Origin of the sequence: Zhongshania sp., assembly GCF_041623545.1 — a bacterium.
Classification (GTDB): Bacteria; Pseudomonadota; Gammaproteobacteria; order Pseudomonadales; family Spongiibacteraceae; genus Spongiibacter.
The window spans coordinates 1-15,177 of sequence record NZ_JBFJWS010000052.1 but is presented as its reverse complement, the minus strand read 5'-3'; the positions used below and the strand labels follow the sequence as shown (position 1 = coordinate 15,177).

At 51.2% G+C, this 15,177-nt stretch carries 19 protein-coding genes; 2 read left to right on the top strand and 17 right to left on the bottom strand.

Going from position 1 to position 15,177, the window contains the following annotated elements:
* The 17 genes from ABYT30_RS07775 to ABYT30_RS07695 all read right to left on the bottom strand — a co-directional run.
* Positions 1–262, bottom strand: a 262-nt coding sequence (locus ABYT30_RS07775) for a 7-cyano-7-deazaguanine synthase (RefSeq protein ID WP_373095868.1), incomplete at its 3' end; no start/stop codon positions are given.
* A 15-nt stretch (positions 263–277) separates the two neighbouring features.
* A complete protein-coding gene (queE, locus tag ABYT30_RS07770) occupies positions 278–928 on the bottom strand; it encodes a 7-carboxy-7-deazaguanine synthase QueE (protein WP_373095866.1) in 651 nt (216 codons plus the stop codon).
* Between the two features lie 67 nt (positions 929–995).
* Positions 996–1,835, bottom strand: coding sequence for a tol-pal system protein YbgF (gene ybgF, locus ABYT30_RS07765; protein WP_373095864.1), 840 nt, complete (start codon positions 1,833–1,835; stop codon positions 996–998).
* Positions 1,836–1,850: 15 nt separating this feature from the next.
* Complete coding sequence (locus ABYT30_RS07760) at positions 1,851–2,345, bottom strand: OmpA family protein (RefSeq protein ID WP_008246656.1); 495 nt, start codon at positions 2,343–2,345, stop codon at positions 1,851–1,853.
* A gap of 84 nt (positions 2,346–2,429) precedes the next feature.
* Positions 2,430–3,722 (bottom strand): Tol-Pal system beta propeller repeat protein TolB, encoded by a 1,293-nt coding sequence (gene tolB / locus ABYT30_RS07755; protein WP_373083840.1) that lies wholly within the window; start codon positions 3,720–3,722, stop codon positions 2,430–2,432.
* Positions 3,722–4,495 carry an energy transducer TonB gene (locus ABYT30_RS07750; RefSeq protein ID WP_373095862.1) on the bottom strand — a complete coding sequence of 258 codons (774 nt, stop codon included), beginning with the start codon at positions 4,493–4,495 and terminating at the stop codon, positions 3,722–3,724. Before ABYT30_RS07750 ends, tolB begins: the two co-directional genes overlap by 1 nt.
* A 5-nt stretch (positions 4,496–4,500) precedes the next feature.
* Positions 4,501–4,944, bottom strand: a complete 444-nt coding sequence (gene tolR, locus ABYT30_RS07745) for a protein TolR (protein WP_373083844.1) — start codon at positions 4,942–4,944, stop codon at positions 4,501–4,503.
* Between the two features lie 11 nt (positions 4,945–4,955).
* Entirely contained in the window at positions 4,956–5,630 is a 675-nt protein-coding gene (gene tolQ, locus ABYT30_RS07740; protein WP_373083846.1) for a protein TolQ, read from the bottom strand.
* Positions 5,631–5,654: 24 nt separating this feature from the next.
* Entirely contained in the window at positions 5,655–6,047 is a 393-nt protein-coding gene (gene ybgC / locus ABYT30_RS07735) for a tol-pal system-associated acyl-CoA thioesterase (RefSeq protein ID WP_373095860.1), read from the bottom strand.
* Entirely contained in the window at positions 6,047–7,087 is a 1,041-nt protein-coding gene (ruvB, locus tag ABYT30_RS07730) for a Holliday junction branch migration DNA helicase RuvB (RefSeq protein WP_373082722.1), read from the bottom strand. Before ruvB ends, ybgC begins: the two co-directional genes overlap by 1 nt.
* A 13-nt stretch (positions 7,088–7,100) precedes the next feature.
* Positions 7,101–7,700, bottom strand: coding sequence for a Holliday junction branch migration protein RuvA (gene ruvA / locus ABYT30_RS07725; protein ID WP_373095858.1), 600 nt, complete (start codon positions 7,698–7,700; stop codon positions 7,101–7,103).
* 13 nt (positions 7,701–7,713) lie between these two features.
* Positions 7,714–8,241: a crossover junction endodeoxyribonuclease RuvC gene (gene ruvC / locus ABYT30_RS07720; protein ID WP_008246648.1), complete on the bottom strand. Its 528-nt coding sequence runs from the start codon at positions 8,239–8,241 to the stop codon at positions 7,714–7,716.
* Positions 8,242–8,417: 176 nt separating this feature from the next.
* Positions 8,418–9,164, bottom strand: a complete 747-nt coding sequence (locus ABYT30_RS07715; RefSeq protein WP_373095856.1) for a YebC/PmpR family DNA-binding transcriptional regulator — start codon at positions 9,162–9,164, stop codon at positions 8,418–8,420.
* A gap of 85 nt (positions 9,165–9,249) precedes the next feature.
* Positions 9,250–11,022, bottom strand: coding sequence for an aspartate--tRNA ligase (gene aspS / locus ABYT30_RS07710; protein WP_373095854.1), 1,773 nt, complete (start codon positions 11,020–11,022; stop codon positions 9,250–9,252).
* Positions 11,023–11,067: 45 nt separating this feature from the next.
* Positions 11,068–11,319: an FmdB family zinc ribbon protein gene (locus ABYT30_RS07705; RefSeq protein ID WP_373082730.1), complete on the bottom strand. Its 252-nt coding sequence runs from the start codon at positions 11,317–11,319 to the stop codon at positions 11,068–11,070.
* A gap of 193 nt (positions 11,320–11,512) precedes the next feature.
* Entirely contained in the window at positions 11,513–11,914 is a 402-nt protein-coding gene (locus tag ABYT30_RS07700) for an HU family DNA-binding protein (protein WP_373082731.1), read from the bottom strand.
* A 251-nt stretch (positions 11,915–12,165) separates the two neighbouring features.
* Positions 12,166–12,588: an HIT domain-containing protein gene (locus tag ABYT30_RS07695; RefSeq protein WP_373082733.1), complete on the bottom strand. Its 423-nt coding sequence runs from the start codon at positions 12,586–12,588 to the stop codon at positions 12,166–12,168.
* Between the two features lie 80 nt (positions 12,589–12,668).
* On the opposite strand from ABYT30_RS07695, the gene ABYT30_RS07690 reads away from it, so the two are divergent.
* Both ABYT30_RS07690 and ABYT30_RS07685 read left to right on the top strand, forming a co-directional pair.
* Complete coding sequence (locus ABYT30_RS07690) at positions 12,669–14,393, top strand: proline--tRNA ligase (RefSeq protein WP_373095853.1); 1,725 nt, start codon at positions 12,669–12,671, stop codon at positions 14,391–14,393.
* A 1-nt stretch (position 14,394) separates the two neighbouring features.
* The gene (locus ABYT30_RS07685; protein ID WP_373082738.1) at positions 14,395–14,991 is read left to right on the top strand and encodes a lytic transglycosylase domain-containing protein; all 597 of its coding nucleotides are present in this window, start codon (positions 14,395–14,397) and stop codon (positions 14,989–14,991) included.
* Positions 14,992–15,177 lie beyond the last annotated feature (186 nt).

Here is a 15,177-nt window from a genome sequence, read left to right as displayed (position 1 = left end):
CAACTGCACCAGCATCAGGCACGTCGATTTTCATATCGGTTAATGCCGAGCCGCCGATACTGCTCAGATCCAGTTTAATAACCTTAAATTCTTTAGCGCCACCAGTTTCAGCGACTCGCTTGGCCGCGACCAATTCGGCGCGGTGGCGCTGCCCATAGTCGAAGGCCAAGGCATAGCACTCATAACCTGCCGCTGTTGCCTGGGCCAATACCGTGGCGCTATCTAAGCCACCGGAAACCAGTACGACTGCTTTCTTTTGCAAAACGTGTCCTCGTTACTAATGCCCTGCGGCGTCATTCCACAATAATTTATGCAATTGCATTTGAAAGCGCACTGGGAGATTGTCCGCCACGATCCAGTTTGCCAAATCAGTGGCACTCAGCTGACCAAAACTAGGCGAGAACAAGACTTCACCAGCCCGTTTATGCAACTGGTGATTATCGAGTTGAAATCTGGCCCAGTCGTAATCCTCACGATTACAGAGCACAAATTTAACTTGGTCGTGGCTGGTAAGAAATTGGATATTATCCATAAGATTGCGATGCATTTCACCCGAAGCGGGGGTTTTCAAATCCATTACTCGGGAAACCCGCGCGTCTACCTTCTCGATCGGTAAGGCACCGCTCGTTTCTAAGGATACCTCATAACCTGAGTCACAGAGTGCCGTAAGCAAGCAAAGACACTCGGGCTGAGCAAGTGGCTCGCCTCCGGTCACGCAAACATAGCGCGGGGAATACTTCGCAACCTCAGCGAGAATATTCTCAAGCTCACGCCGCTCACCACCGTGAAAAGCATACTCAGTATCACAGTACACACAGCGTAGCGGACAGCCAGTAAGACGAACGAACACGGTAGGCAAACCCAAGGTTCGGGATTCGCCTTGCAGGGAATAGAAAATTTCAGTTATACGAAGGGTGTTCGCTTTCATTGGCGCCAATTACCGGATACTGAATTGATTCCGGAGACCAGCCGCGCAAGCTTTACTCCGCGAACAATTAGAAGTTCTTGCGGAGGAATTCCCGCGATTTGTTTACTGCCGAATTACCAGTACTGCCGTAGCGGTCAATCACATGAGTCAGTAATTCTTGGGATTTTTGCTTATTACCGTTCAAAAAGTAGACCGTGCCTAATTTATACATGGCAGCGGGGACTTTGTCGTGATCGGGGTATTTGCTCAGCAAATACTGAAAGGCGTCAGTTGCAGCCTTCAAATTCTGGGGTTTTACAGCAACATAGAGTTCACCCAGCCAATACCACGCATTAGGTGTATAACGGCCTGAGGGGTAACGCTCGACATAGGCTAAAAAAGACGTGATGGCTTGATCGTAATTGCCACTTCTCACCAAGGCATAGGCATCAGTGTAATCGGATGAATCATTGCCGTTACTCGCAACGGCGGGGGCCGTGTTGACGGCTACCGGATTAACGACATCAGGAACTGCTACTGCGGCGCCTGCTACATCTCCAGCACCCGTAGTACCGGCGTCACTTCCAGCAGCATCTACAGCGACACTTGCTGCAGAAGAGCTGCCAACCACCGCGCCAGCGGCGCCAGTGGTTAGCGAACCCAAACGGCGGTCTAAATCAATATAACGATCTAGGCCCTGCTGTTTTAGCTGGCTGATCTGATGCTCTTGCTCCTCCACTATTCCCCGCAACGTCATCATTTCTTGACGAAGTTGCTGTAACTGTTGGTAGATCTCAGCCTGCATGCTGCCACCCGATTGGGCGCGATATCCAGGAGAATTCATATCAACAACTGGGGCTTGCGCCCAAAGCTGTGCCGACAAACACGCTGCCGGCAGCAGCAAGAACAGTGGTTTTGTAAACTGCATCAGTACGCCTTTAAATTACTTCAGTTCAACGCGACGGTTCTGAGAGTAAGTTGCTTCAGACTGACCAAATGCAACTGGACGCTCTTCGCCGTAGCTAACAGTCTCAATACGGTAGCGCGGAATGCCATTGATTGCCATGTAATCAGCAACTGCATTAGCACGACGCTCGCCTAGAGCGATGTTGTATTCACGGGTACCGCGTTCGTCAGCATGACCTTCCAGACGCACAGGACCAGTAGTTTTCTTCAGACGAACAATTTGAGCGTCCAGAGCTTTACGAGCCTTAGCAGTCAAAGTGGCTTGGTCGAATTCGAAATGGAAAACCGTTTCGAGATTCATCATGTCTTGGGCATCGTAAGCTGAAGCATTCGCATCAGCAGACTCAGTGTAAGTGCTAACAGTGTCAGCACCTTCTTGGCCGCTACTATCGGTATCAGTTGATGCACAACCAGCCAACAGCACGCTGAAGAAAGCTACACCCAAAAACATATTTTTTGCTTGGTATTTCATGGCATTTTCCCGTCAAATTTTGATTACACACTTCTGGACACACAACAAATATTGCTATCCAGTCTTTCTTTTCCGGCTTCTACATCATTGAAGAAAAGGCGACCAAGCCGGTTCGCGCACATCCCCGAATCGCGACGGCAAGCGATATTTCACTCCACCGTCTATCGATACTGCCGCCAAAACACCTTTGCCATCGTACTGTGTTGCATACAATAACATACTGGCGTTTGGCGCTACACTAGGTGACTCATCCAAATTAGTGGTAGTGAGAATTTCAACACGGTTACGTTTCAAATCCTGTACTGCAATATGAAAATTACCACTGTTTCTATGCACTAACACTAACCCCAGACCGTCGGGCAATACTCTTGCCCGCGCATTATAGTCACCTATAAATGTCAATCTTTCTACTGCACCGCTACCCAGTTGGACCTTATAAATCTGCGGTTTACCGCCTCGGTCGGACGTGAATATTAACGATTTTCCGTCAGGCATCCAGGCCGGCTCAGTATCAATAGCAAAATGGTTGGTTACCTGCTGCAAACTGCCACTGGCCAAATCCATCACATATATATCGGGACTGCCGTCCTTCGACAATACCATTGCCATTTGTGTTCCATCCGGCGAAAACACCGGCGAACTATTTAACCCCCTAAATGAGGTCAACTGCTTACGCACACCCGTCAGCAGGTTCTGCGTATAAATTGCAGGCCTGCTAGTTTCAAAGGATACATAAGCTATGGTCTTACCGTCGGGGGCCCAAGTCGGCGCCATAATTGGCTCTCGACTGTCAAAAAGTACCGATTCATTAGCCCCATCGATGTCGCTTTTCAGCAACCGGAAGCGGGTTCGATCACCCCCTTCGCGAACAGCGGAAACATAAAGCAGTTGCGTCCTAAATGCACCGCGAATATTTGTGAGTTTTTCATATATTTTGTCGCTGACGGTGTGTGCGAGGTAGCGAGGCTTGTCAGCGCTCACCGATTCGGTCCCCGTTAGAATGACACGCTGGGTATTGACGTCTAATAATTCAAAAGTGGCGGTCAAGGCATTAGGTCCATCTTGGCTCAATGAGCCAACCACGACGTAGTCAACACCAAGGCTTTTCCAGTCTCGGTAATAGACCTCACTCGCATTTCGCGGCCGCCCGAGCATATCTCCGCGACTCAAAGGCGCAAACTGACCACTGCGATGCAGATCCATTTCAATGATCGAAGCTACATCCTCCGCCACTGCCACACCTGGCTGCCAGCCAAAGGGGACAATCGCGATGGGCACCGGATCATCTTTGCCCCTATTAATTTCGATTGTAAGATCAGCCGCCGCAAAATTGCAGGCAAGCACCAGAGCTAACACTTTAACAATCTGTTTAAACATTACCGCCTCAAATCTTGGGGTGAGAAATTAATGGTAAATCGCCGGAAGTTCTTCTCATACGCCGACGGATCCTTGCGAGCGAGCTCAGCTAGCTCTTCTATTTTACCCAAGCGTGTTACCGCTCGGGTTACCGATAAATCAAAGGCACTATCACCACTACCTTTAGTAATTGAATGACCAACAATTTCACCCGTGGGCGTGGTCATAATCTGGATTGTGGTCTGCATGCCATTGCGGGCGGATAGCGGCCGCGTCCAGTTATTTGATATCAATGTCGTAATTAGGTCAGCATAGGTCGAGGCCAATTCGCCGTCTTCGACCAAGTCATCTTCCGAGGCCAGCGCATCAGCCAACTCCTTTTGCTGCTCGCGACGAATCTCCTCCTCTAGGGCTCGCTGCTTAGCCGCTTCCCGCGCCTTCTCCTGCTCTTTCTGCTTGCGAATTTCCTCGGGCGTAGGCCCTTTTGGCTCAGGCTTTTTCACCTGCGGCACCGGCTTCGGCGGTGGTGGCGCTGGTTTCGGCTCGGGCTTTTTAATTGGCTCGGGTTTCGATGCCGGTTTGACCACAGGCTTAGGTGTTGGTTTCGCCACCGGCTTAGCTGGCGCCGGACGACTAACTGGCTTTTCGATTACCAGTTTCGCCTGGATTGCCAGCGGCCTCGCCTCTAAGGGCTTCATATCCTGCGTAGTCGGTATACCAAACAACAATAGCGCGATTATTCCAGCGTGCAAGCTGAAGGTTACCGCCGCCGGTACCAGTTTCAGATTATTCATCGCGCTTACTTCGCTCCACTGCGCGATTTAGGTTCCTCGGTAATTAAGCCTATCGACGTCGCGCCAGCACCTTGCAAGACCGCCATCGCAGCAACCACCGCGGCATAATCGACTGCGCCATCACCTTTCACCATCACTGGCGTTTTCGGCTTATTGCGCAAAATTTTACTGATTTTGTCACCAATATCAGCTAGCTCCGCCGGCTCACCCTGTTTACTTGGGTCTCCGAGCGTCACATAGTACTTACCTTGCTTATCTACCGAGACCACAATTGGGTCGTCGTCAGTAGGCGGCACGGGCTCGGTCGATGCCTGCGGCAGTTCAACTTGCACACCCTGCACCAGCATTGGCGCCGTCACCATAAAAACAATTAATAGCACCAACATAACATCAATGTAGGGAACCACATTGATGTCGGACATTGGCTTACGCTTATTTCGCCGCGACATAGCCGTTTCCCTTAATCCCGCGAGTGAATCTGGCGGTGTAAAATACTGGAGAACTCTTCCGAGAAGGTATCGTACTTACCCGCGAGGGAATCGACCTTGGAAGAAAAACGGTTGTAGCACACCACCGCGGGTATTGCGGCAATCAAACCCATCGCAGTAGCCACTAGCGCTTCAGAAATACCGGGGGCCACAGTTGCCAGCGTCGCTTGTTGCACCTGACCTAGACCATGGAATGAACCCATAATCCCCCACACGGTTCCGAGCAAGCCAACGTACGGGCTGGTAGAGCCCACGGTAGCCAAGAATGGCAGGCCGTGCTCCATCGCTTCTTCTTCACGGGATAACGCTACTCGCATCGAGCGCTGACAGGCCTCCATCATGGCATCTGAGTCGAGACGCTTTTTAGCGAGACGGGTAAATTCTTTGTAGCCTGCTCGGAACACGCTTTCCATACCAAAAACAGCGTGCTTTTCCTCCCCTTCTTTATAGAGGGTATGTAGATCAGTGCCGGACCAAAAACGGGATTCAAAACGCTTCATCTCGTTTTCGGCTTGATTGAAATACATAACGCGGTTGGCTATTTGATACCAGGACACCACCGATGCAAGCAACAGAACCATCATTATCAGCTGCACAAACAAACTGGCCTGACTTACTAAGTGCCAAATGGAAAGCTCTTGTCCCACAGTTAACTCCTGATATTTTTTGTATTAATGCTTCAGCGCCGCTAAAAGCGGCGCCGGTATTCGTTTTGGTTTTAATGTCGCACTGTCGACGCAGGCCACTGACACTTCTGCATCGCAAAGCAATTCTTCACCACGATAAACTCGCTGTTCAAAGCGCAAGCTAACTCGAGCCGCCGCTATGACCCTGGCGGTAACAATAAGTTGCTCATCTAATCGTGCTGGACGTAAATATTTTGTTTGCAGTGCGCTAACCACAAACATTAGCGCGTCATTCATGATTTCTGTCTTAGAAAACCCCTGAGCTCGCATGTATTCTGTACGAGCGCGCTCCATGAATTTTAGGTAGTTCACATAATAAACAATGCCACCCGCATCCGTATCCTCGATATAGACTCGCAGGGGTAGCCTGAATTCCATTAGGGCGCACCACCGTTTTCGGTAATATCGCCATTTTTGGGCATTTCGAGACCAAAATGACGATAAGCCTGATTAGTGACCACACGGCCACGGGGCGTTCGCATAATATAACCCTGCTGAATCAAGTATGGCTCAAGCACATCCTCTATAGTCCCGCGCTCTTCACTAATCGCTGCGGCAAGGCTGTCAACGCCAACTGGGCCGCCATCGAAACGCTCGATCATGGCCAATAATAAGCGTCGATCCTGATGATCGAAACCACTGCTGTCTACGTTAAGCATATTTAATGCCTGATCGGCAATTTCGGCGCTAACAAAACCATCGGCCTTCACTTCAGCATAATCTCGCACGCGGCGTAATAGCCGATTGGCTATACGCGGCGTACCTCTTGAGCGTAGTGCAATTTCATGGGCGCCGGCATCATCTAACCGCATACCGAGAATACCCGCGCTGCGACTGACAATCGTAGTGAGATCTTTTACCCCATAAAACTCCAGGCGCTGCACAATGCCAAAGCGATCACGCAGTGGCGAGGTCAGCAAGCCAGCCCGCGTAGTAGCGCCCACAAGGGTAAATGGCGGCAAATCTAATTTAATCGAGCGTGCGGCCGGGCCTTCGCCAATCATGATATCCAGCTGATAATCCTCCATCGCTGGATAAAGAATTTCCTCAATATTGGGACTCAGACGATGGATCTCGTCGATAAACAGCACATCACCAGCATCGAGGTTGGTCAAAAGAGCAGCAAGATCACCCGCTTTTTCCAATACCGGCCCCGAGGTCGTTTTGAGCGACACCCCCATTTCATTGGCCAAGATATTTGCCAAAGTGGTTTTGCCCAAGCCTGGCGGGCCAAAGATCAGAGTGTGATCCAGCGGTTCATTGCGCATCCGCGCAGCGCTAACAAATATCCCCATTTGCTCACGCACCGCAGGCTGACCAATATAATCGGCCAAACTTTTCGGGCGTATGGCGCGGTCATAGCGCTCTTCGGCGGGCTCGCCGAGTTCTGGCGCCACGAGGCGGTCAATTTCTATCACAGGGCTTCGCTCATCACTTAATCATGTTTTTTAAGGCCGCGCGGATCAACTCTTCGCTACTGGCTTCGTCTAACTTCAAGGCACTAATCGCCTTGCTCGCTTCTTGGGGCTTATAGCCCAGCGCCACTAGGGCAGCTTCGGCTTCGGCGATATTTGCCCGGCCCAAGGCTTGCGTCGTTGGCATACTCACACCGCCCAACTCCGGCGCCCAATCTTTAAGACGATCACGCATTTCAATGACTAAGCGCTCAGCGGTCTTCTTGCCCACCCCCGGCAAGCGCACCAGCGCGGCGGTATTACCGTCTTGCACACAGCGCACAAACTCATCACTATCGATGCCCGACATAATCGCCAGAGCCATCTTGGGGCCAACCCCGTTAACTTTGATCAAATCACGGAACAAACGCCGAGCTCGAACATCGCTAAAGCCAAATAACTGCTGGGCATCTTCGCGAACTATAAACTGGGTGTAAAGAGCCACTTCCTCACCCAGCGCGGGTAAATTATATAAAGTGGTCATCGGCACCAAGACTTCGTACCCCACACCTTGTACATCAATCACGATTTCCGGCGCCTGCTTTTCAATCAGCACGCCGCGCAAACGTCCTATCATTACTACTCCAAACTTAGGTAAGGCGCCCGCGCCGCATGCGCGTTGCCGTGGTCGATGCCGACATTGTTAATAACCCCTGGCGGGAATTTGCATGGCAAATTGCCGCCGCCAGCGCATCGGCAGCATCTTCTTGGGGTACTGCCGGCAACTTCAGTAGAATTTTTACCATGTGTTGAATCTGGTCTTTATCCGCCGCACCGGTTCCCACCACGGCCTTTTTAATTTGCCTAGCGGTGTACTCAGCGACAATCAGATCATTACTGACGCAAGCCACCACTGCAGCGCCCCGCGCTTGCCCCAGCTTAAGTGCCGAACCAGCACTCTTGGCCATAAAAACCTCTTCCACCGCTGCCTCTACCGGGGAATACTCAGCAATGATGGTACTTAAACTCTTAAAAATAATATCCAAGCGCGCAGGTAGCGCACCCGTAGGGAGGCGGATAACCCCGCTGGTAATATAGCGATGGCGATTGCCAATCACCTCTATCACCCCAAAGCCGGTTTTTTGTGACCCGGGGTCCACACCCAAAATAATTGTCATCGCAACCGCTGTGTTGTTCTTTATATAAGTGCAGATAGCCTAAACGGGATGTTTAGCCGCGACCTTCACCATCGCGCCAACTTCTGCGCAGTGGGCACCGATCAAGATATTATTATGCACAGGTTTGGACCGAGATTAACATGCTCTAGGCTCGCAGTTTGTGCCCGCAGCTACCATTAAGACAACTGATCGAGTACTGATTGCGGGATTTGGGCATTGGTATGAACTTGCTGGACATCGTCGAGATCTTCGAGCATATCAACTAATCCCAGTAGCGCCTCTACGCCAGCCACATCAAGCTCAACGTTCAGCGAAGCCAGCATCACCGTGTCCGCAGTCTCATGGTTAAAACCCGCTGCGAGCATTGCATCTTTAACGGCCATAAAATCGCCAAACTCAGTCAACACCTCGATCGAGCCGTCTTCTTGGTTCACCACGTCTTCCGCGCCCGCCTCTAGGGCCGCTTCCAATAGGGCGTCCTCATCAAACCCCGGCGCATAAACGAGCTGCCCCCTGCGGCTAAACAGGTAGGCAACCGAGCCATCAGTGCCTAAATTGCCACCGCGCTTATTAAAGGCGTGCCGCACGTCGGCCACAGTACGGTTGCGATTATCAGTCATGCACTCAACAAATACTGCCACGCCACCAGCGCTATACCCTTCGTAACTGACTTCGTCATAATTGTCACTATCAGCACTGCCCGCGCCACGAGCAATGGCTTTATCGATAGTGTCGCGCTTCATATTGGCGGTGAGCGCCTTGTCGACCACCGCGCGCAAGCGCGGATTATCTTCAGGCGTCGGGCCGCCCGCTTTAGCAGCGACGACAATCTCGCGAATCAATTTAGTGAAAATTTTGCCGCGCTTGGCATCTTGGCCAGCTTTGCGATGCTTGATATTGGCCCACTTGCTGTGACCCGCCATACAGCCTCCTGATAGCAGTGAGCCCCGCATTGCGAGGCTCACTCAGATCAAATAATCGAACGCCGCAACGTCTTTTAGCCGATTATTATTTCTCTTCTAACTTGCGCAAGCGAATATTCAGCTCGGTTAATTGCTTAACTTCAACTGTACCCGGTGCGTCTGTCATCACACAGGCCGCGCTTTGGGTTTTAGGGAAGGCAATAACGTCGCGAATAGACTTCGCACCGGTCATTAACATGACTAAACGATCCAGACCAAAGGCCAGACCACCGTGCGGTGGCGCGCCGTACTTAAGCGCATCCAGCAAGAAACCGAATTTTTCGTCGGCTTCTTCTGGGCCAATGCCCAACACGCGGAATACCGCCTGCTGCATGTCTGAGCGATGTATACGAACCGAACCGCCGCCAAGCTCAGTGCCGTTAAGCACCATATCGTAGGCAATAGACAGGGCTTCACCAGGTGCTTGCTCAAGCTCTTCTGGGCTGCAAGATGGCGCGGTGAAGGGGTGATGCAAGGAAGTCCAGTTGCCGCTGCCGTCTTTCTCAAACATCGGAAAGTCAACGACCCACAGTGGCGCCCACTCGCAGGTGTATAATTTAAGATCTTCACCGAGTTTGCAGCGCAGTGCGCCCAGAGCCTCATTAACAACCTTGGCGCTGTCGGCGCCAAAGAAGATCAAATCGCCGTTTTCGGCTTCTAATCGATCTAGAATCGCTGCACGCACAGGCTCAGGCAAGAATTTAACAATGGGCGACTGCAGACCGTTTTCCAAGTCAGACTTGTCGTTGACCTTAATATACGCCAAGCCTTTCGCGCCGTAGATACCAACAAACTTGGTGTACTCGTCGATTTGCTTGCGGGTTAACGCTTCATTGCCACCGGGCACTTTCAGGGCTGCCACGCGGCCTTCTGGGCTTTTCGCTGGACCAGAGAAAACTTTAAACTCGACGTCTTGCATCAGGTCGCCAACATCAACCATCTCTAGCGGAATCCGCAGATCTGGCTTGTCGCTACCAAAACGCGACATAGCCTCGGCGTACTTCATGGTTGGGAAGCTGCCAAGATCAATATTCATCACCTCTTTAAACAGATCGCTAATCATGCCCTCAGTAACGGCCATGATCTGCTTGTCATCCATAAAGGAGGTTTCAATATCGATCTGAGTAAATTCGGGCTGACGGTCAGCGCGCAGATCTTCGTCACGGAAGCACTTGGCAATTTGATAGTAGCGGTCAAAACCAGACACCATCAGCAGCTGCTTAAACAACTGTGGTGACTGGGGCAGCGCAAAGAACTTACCAGCGTGGGTACGGCTGGGGACCAAATAGTCACGGGCTCCCTCTGGGGTGGCGCGAGTCAAAATGGGGGTTTCGATGTCCAAGAAGTTCTGACTATCGAGATAGCGACGCAGCACCGAGGTAATCCGTGCCCGCAAACGCAGTTTGTCGGCAATTTGCGGCCGACGTAAATCTAAGTAGCGGTAACGCAAACGGACGTCTTCACCCACATTGGTGTGATCATCTAACTGGAACGGCGGCGTTTCTGACTCATTCAGAATTTCCAGTTCTTTGCCCAGCACTTCAATCTCGCCAGTTTTCATATTGGCGTTGACGGTCGCACCGGCGCGGGCACGAACACGACCGCGAATACGCAAGACATATTCACCGCGCACTCGGTCAGCAGTACGGAAGTGTTCTTCGGTGTCGGGGTCAAACACCACCTGAACAATCCCCTCGCGATCACGCATGTCGAGGAATATTACCCCGCCGTGATCCCGACGACGGTCTACCCAGCCGCACAAGGTCACTTCTTGATCAATGTTTTCACTACTCAAGCTGCCGCAATAATGACTGCGCATGTATTCTGTCCCGCTATATCGAGTTTATTAAGTCACATCCGAGGTTTAGTCGGAGGAGGATGCGGCCGGGGCGCTGGAAGCACCGCCATCGCCTGCCAAATTTTTCTTTTTCCCGCCAGATTTAAAGTCAGTTTCATACCAACCGCCGCCTTTTAGGCGAAATCCAGCCGCTGAAATCTTTTTAACCAGCTCAGCTGCCTTACACTCCGGGCAATCAGTCAACACCGGATCATTCATTTTCTGTAGCGATTCAAACTCATGCTCGCAAGCCCGGCACGCATATTCGTAAATAGGCATCGTCAATCTCCCCCAATTCAAAACACACAAATGAAGTCATTAAGGGCCTAGCGGCTCAAAAGGAGCGCGATTATAACGCAAAGCATCCCCTGCAATAAATGCAAGAGGCTATTTGAGGGGGAAATAAATGGAATGCGGGGTGGTTTAGCCCCCAAAATGGCTAAAATGCCACTTTGGGGTGGTAAAACGTGACTTATACAGCGAAATCTTTGAGCTTCTTCAGAGGGCGAACCTTCACTGCCACACTTGCAGGCTTGGCTTTGAACATAGTTTCTTCGCCAGTGAACGGATTAATACCCTTACGCGCCTTGGTTGCTGGCTTTTTAACAGTAGTGATCTTCATCAAACCGGGAATGGTAAATTCACCTAGTGCACGCTTTTTAATGCTGCGTTCAATCAGTGCTTCCAGTTCAACAAGCACATCACCAACCTGCTTACGGCTTAAATTGGTGTTTTCAGCAATTTCAGTCAGGATCTGAGTTTTGGTCATTTTCTCACTGATTGCTGTTGTTTTACGCTTAGGTGCCGCGCTCGCTGGTGCGCTAGCTTTTGCCTTAGCGGCAGCTTTTTTTGGAGCAGCTTTTTTTGTCGCCATTATGATTATTCCTGTGTCTCACGTTGAAATATACTTGCCCGATTATTTCCTTAGCACTTACGCCTAAAAAAGTGCCTGCGACTACCTATAGTCGATTGTTTTACTCAATACAAGATACAAGCGCTTATTTTGACGAAAAACACTGCAAAAAAGGCATATTCCTACAAAATAAGCCTCATTTCTCATCCGCTGGGGAGAGGGCCGCATTTTTAAATTCAGCGCCTTAGCTACGCAAATCGTCCTTCAAAAACTTAAAAATTGAAGTCGATGCGCTCTGGAATCAGCTGGCGAAATTGCACAATTAGGGCCTGCAACTCCTCGGGGGAATATGGCTGCGCCGGCCGCTGCCCCCACACCGGTTTAGGCCAAGCCGCATCATTGCTAAACCGCGCAACATGATGAATATGCAGCTGCGGAACCATATTTCCCAGCGCCGCTACATTGAGTTTTTCCGCCCCAAACTCGCTTCGTAAAATGGCACAGCACAGATTGGACTCCGCCAGATATTGCAACTGATCTTCGTCACTTAAATCGCAGATTTCACGTTTTTCGGGGCGACGCGGCACTAAAATTAGCCAAGGGTACTGCTGATCATTCATTAATAGCAGCCGGCATAGGGGGAAATCACCCACAAAAGCACAATCTCGGGCCAAAGCCTCATGTAATTCGAACATCACTACTCCTTGCGGCTGTACCGCGCTGCCGATCAATCGTAAAATGCGCACACTCTGATAAACAAGGCCAGAATTACATCATGCGCGCTAGCCAATATCTCATTGCCACCATAAAAGAAACTCCCGCCGATGCTGAAGTCATAAGCCACCAACTCATGTTGCGTGCCGGCATGATACGCAAGCTCGCCACCGGCCTCTACACTTGGCTGCCCATGGGCCTTCGGGTACTACGTAAGGTCGAAGCCATTATTCGCGAAGAAATGGACAATAGCGGCGCAATGGAAGTACTCATGCCCGTCGCCCAGCCAGCCGAATTATGGCAGGAATCTGGCCGCTGGGAGCAATACGGCGCTGAGCTACTGCGCTTTAACGACCGCCACGGCCGTGATTTTTGCCTTGGCCCCACCCACGAAGAAGTAATTACCGACCTCATTCGCAACGAAATCAAAAGCTACAAACAACTGCCTGCTACCTTCTATCAGGTGCAAACTAAATTCCGTGATGAAATTCGCCCACGCTTTGGCGTGATGCGCTCACGGGAATTTATTATGAAAGACGCCTATTCTTTCCATAACGACCAAGAGTCACTACAAGCTACCTACGAGGTGATGCACGCCGCATACTCGCGAATTTTTACCCGGCTGGGCTTAGACTTTCGCCCGGTTATTGCCGACACCGGCTCAATTGGCGGTAGCGGCTCCCACGAATTCCACGTATTGGCCTCATCTGGCGAAGACGATATCGCCTTTTCTGACACATCAGACTATGCCGCCAACGTGGAAATGGCAGAGGCCATAGCGCCAGCTGGGAAACGTCCAGCGCCTAGCCAAACACTAGAAAAGGTCGCTACGCCTAACACCCACACCATTGAGGAAGTAAGCACGCTACTAAAACTGCGCGCAGACCAAGTTTTAAAAACCCTCATTGTTTACGGTGAAGAAGATGAAAATGGCGAACAAGACTTAATCGCGCTCGTCTTGCGTGGTGATCATCAGCTCAACGAGATCAAGGCTGAAAAAATTGCCGGCGTTGCTTCACCGCTCACCTTCGCGTCAGAAGAAGACATTGTCGCGACACTGGGCTGCAAGCCTGGCTCTATTGGCCCCGCCGGTTTAAAAATTCGCGTCATTGCCGACCGCAGCGCCGCCCACAGCGCCGATTTTGCCTGTGGTGCCAATGAAGATGGCTTTCACCTGACCGGCAGTAACTGGGATCGCGACGCCGCCTTCACTGAAACCGCCGATATCCGCAATGTCGTAGAAGGTGACCCCAGCCCCGACGGCCAAGGCAGTCTGCTAATTAAGCGCGGCATTGAAGTGGGCCATATCTTCCAGCTCGGCACTAAGTATTCCGAAGCACTCAACGCCAGCGTGCTCAATGAAAACGGCAAAGACCAAATCATGACCATGGGCTGCTACGGAATTGGCGTTACCCGTGTGGTTGCCTCTGCCATCGAGCAAAACAACGACGACAAAGGCATACTCTGGCCCGCCAGTATAGCGCCCTTTGAAATCGCCATTGTACCGCTGAATATGCAAAAGTCTGAACGTGTTCGGGAGCAAGCGGAAAGCCTCTACGACACCCTTCGTGGCCTAGGTTACGACGTGTTATTAGATGACCGTAACGAACGCCCCGGTGTAAAGTTTGCGGACATGGAGCTAATCGGCATTCCCCACCGTATCGTCATTGGCGACCGTGGTTTGGACAAGGGAATGCTTGAATACAAAAATCGCCGCGCCAGCGACAATGAAGATATTGCCATTGACGATGTTCTCGACTTTATTCAACAGCAGCTGCCTCGTTAACATGATATGGCGCAGCCTTGTTTCAGCCATTTTGGCACTCTGCCTACTCGCCGCCCCCTCTTGGGCTGCGACTGGCAAAGACGACCAAGATCGCGACGAACTGCGCCAATATTTGCAGTTGGCCATCGCCGAAGCAGACAGCTTTGAGGACCGATTCGACGCCGAAGTCTGGCTGTTTGATATGTCTAGCCGTATGGCACGCTTCATGAAAGACCCGGAAGAGCGCCTCAGTTTTTTACGCAGCGTTCACCGCGAAGCTAGCGCCGCTGACTTAAGCCCTGAACTTGTACTCGCATTAATAGAGGTGGAAAGCTATTTCGATCGCTACGCGGTATCCCGTGTCGGCGCCCAAGGTCTAATGCAAGTTATGCCTTTCTGGAAAAAGGAAATTGGCCGCCCCGAAGACAACCTCACCCAGCCCGACACTAATCTGCGCTACGGCTGCCACATCTTAAAATTCTACTTAGATAAAGAAAAAGGCAATCTTCATCGCGCCCTCGCTCGCTACAACGGCAGCTTAGGTAAACACTGGTACCCCGAGCGGGTATTCACGCGCTGGCGTAAACACTGGTATAACGGGGAGCTGAGCTTTAACTAAGCAGGCCAATCAAATGATAAGACAAGGCAGGCATCAAGACTTGGACCAAATCACGGCATTTGACTGCTTTGCTGGTTACCGCAGTACTGAAATACAGGACGGTCGACTTACTGTCGCGGAGGAAAATGGCAACGTCGTCGGCTTCATTGTCGAATCACTCAAGGGACTACTTGGGCGTCCCTATAT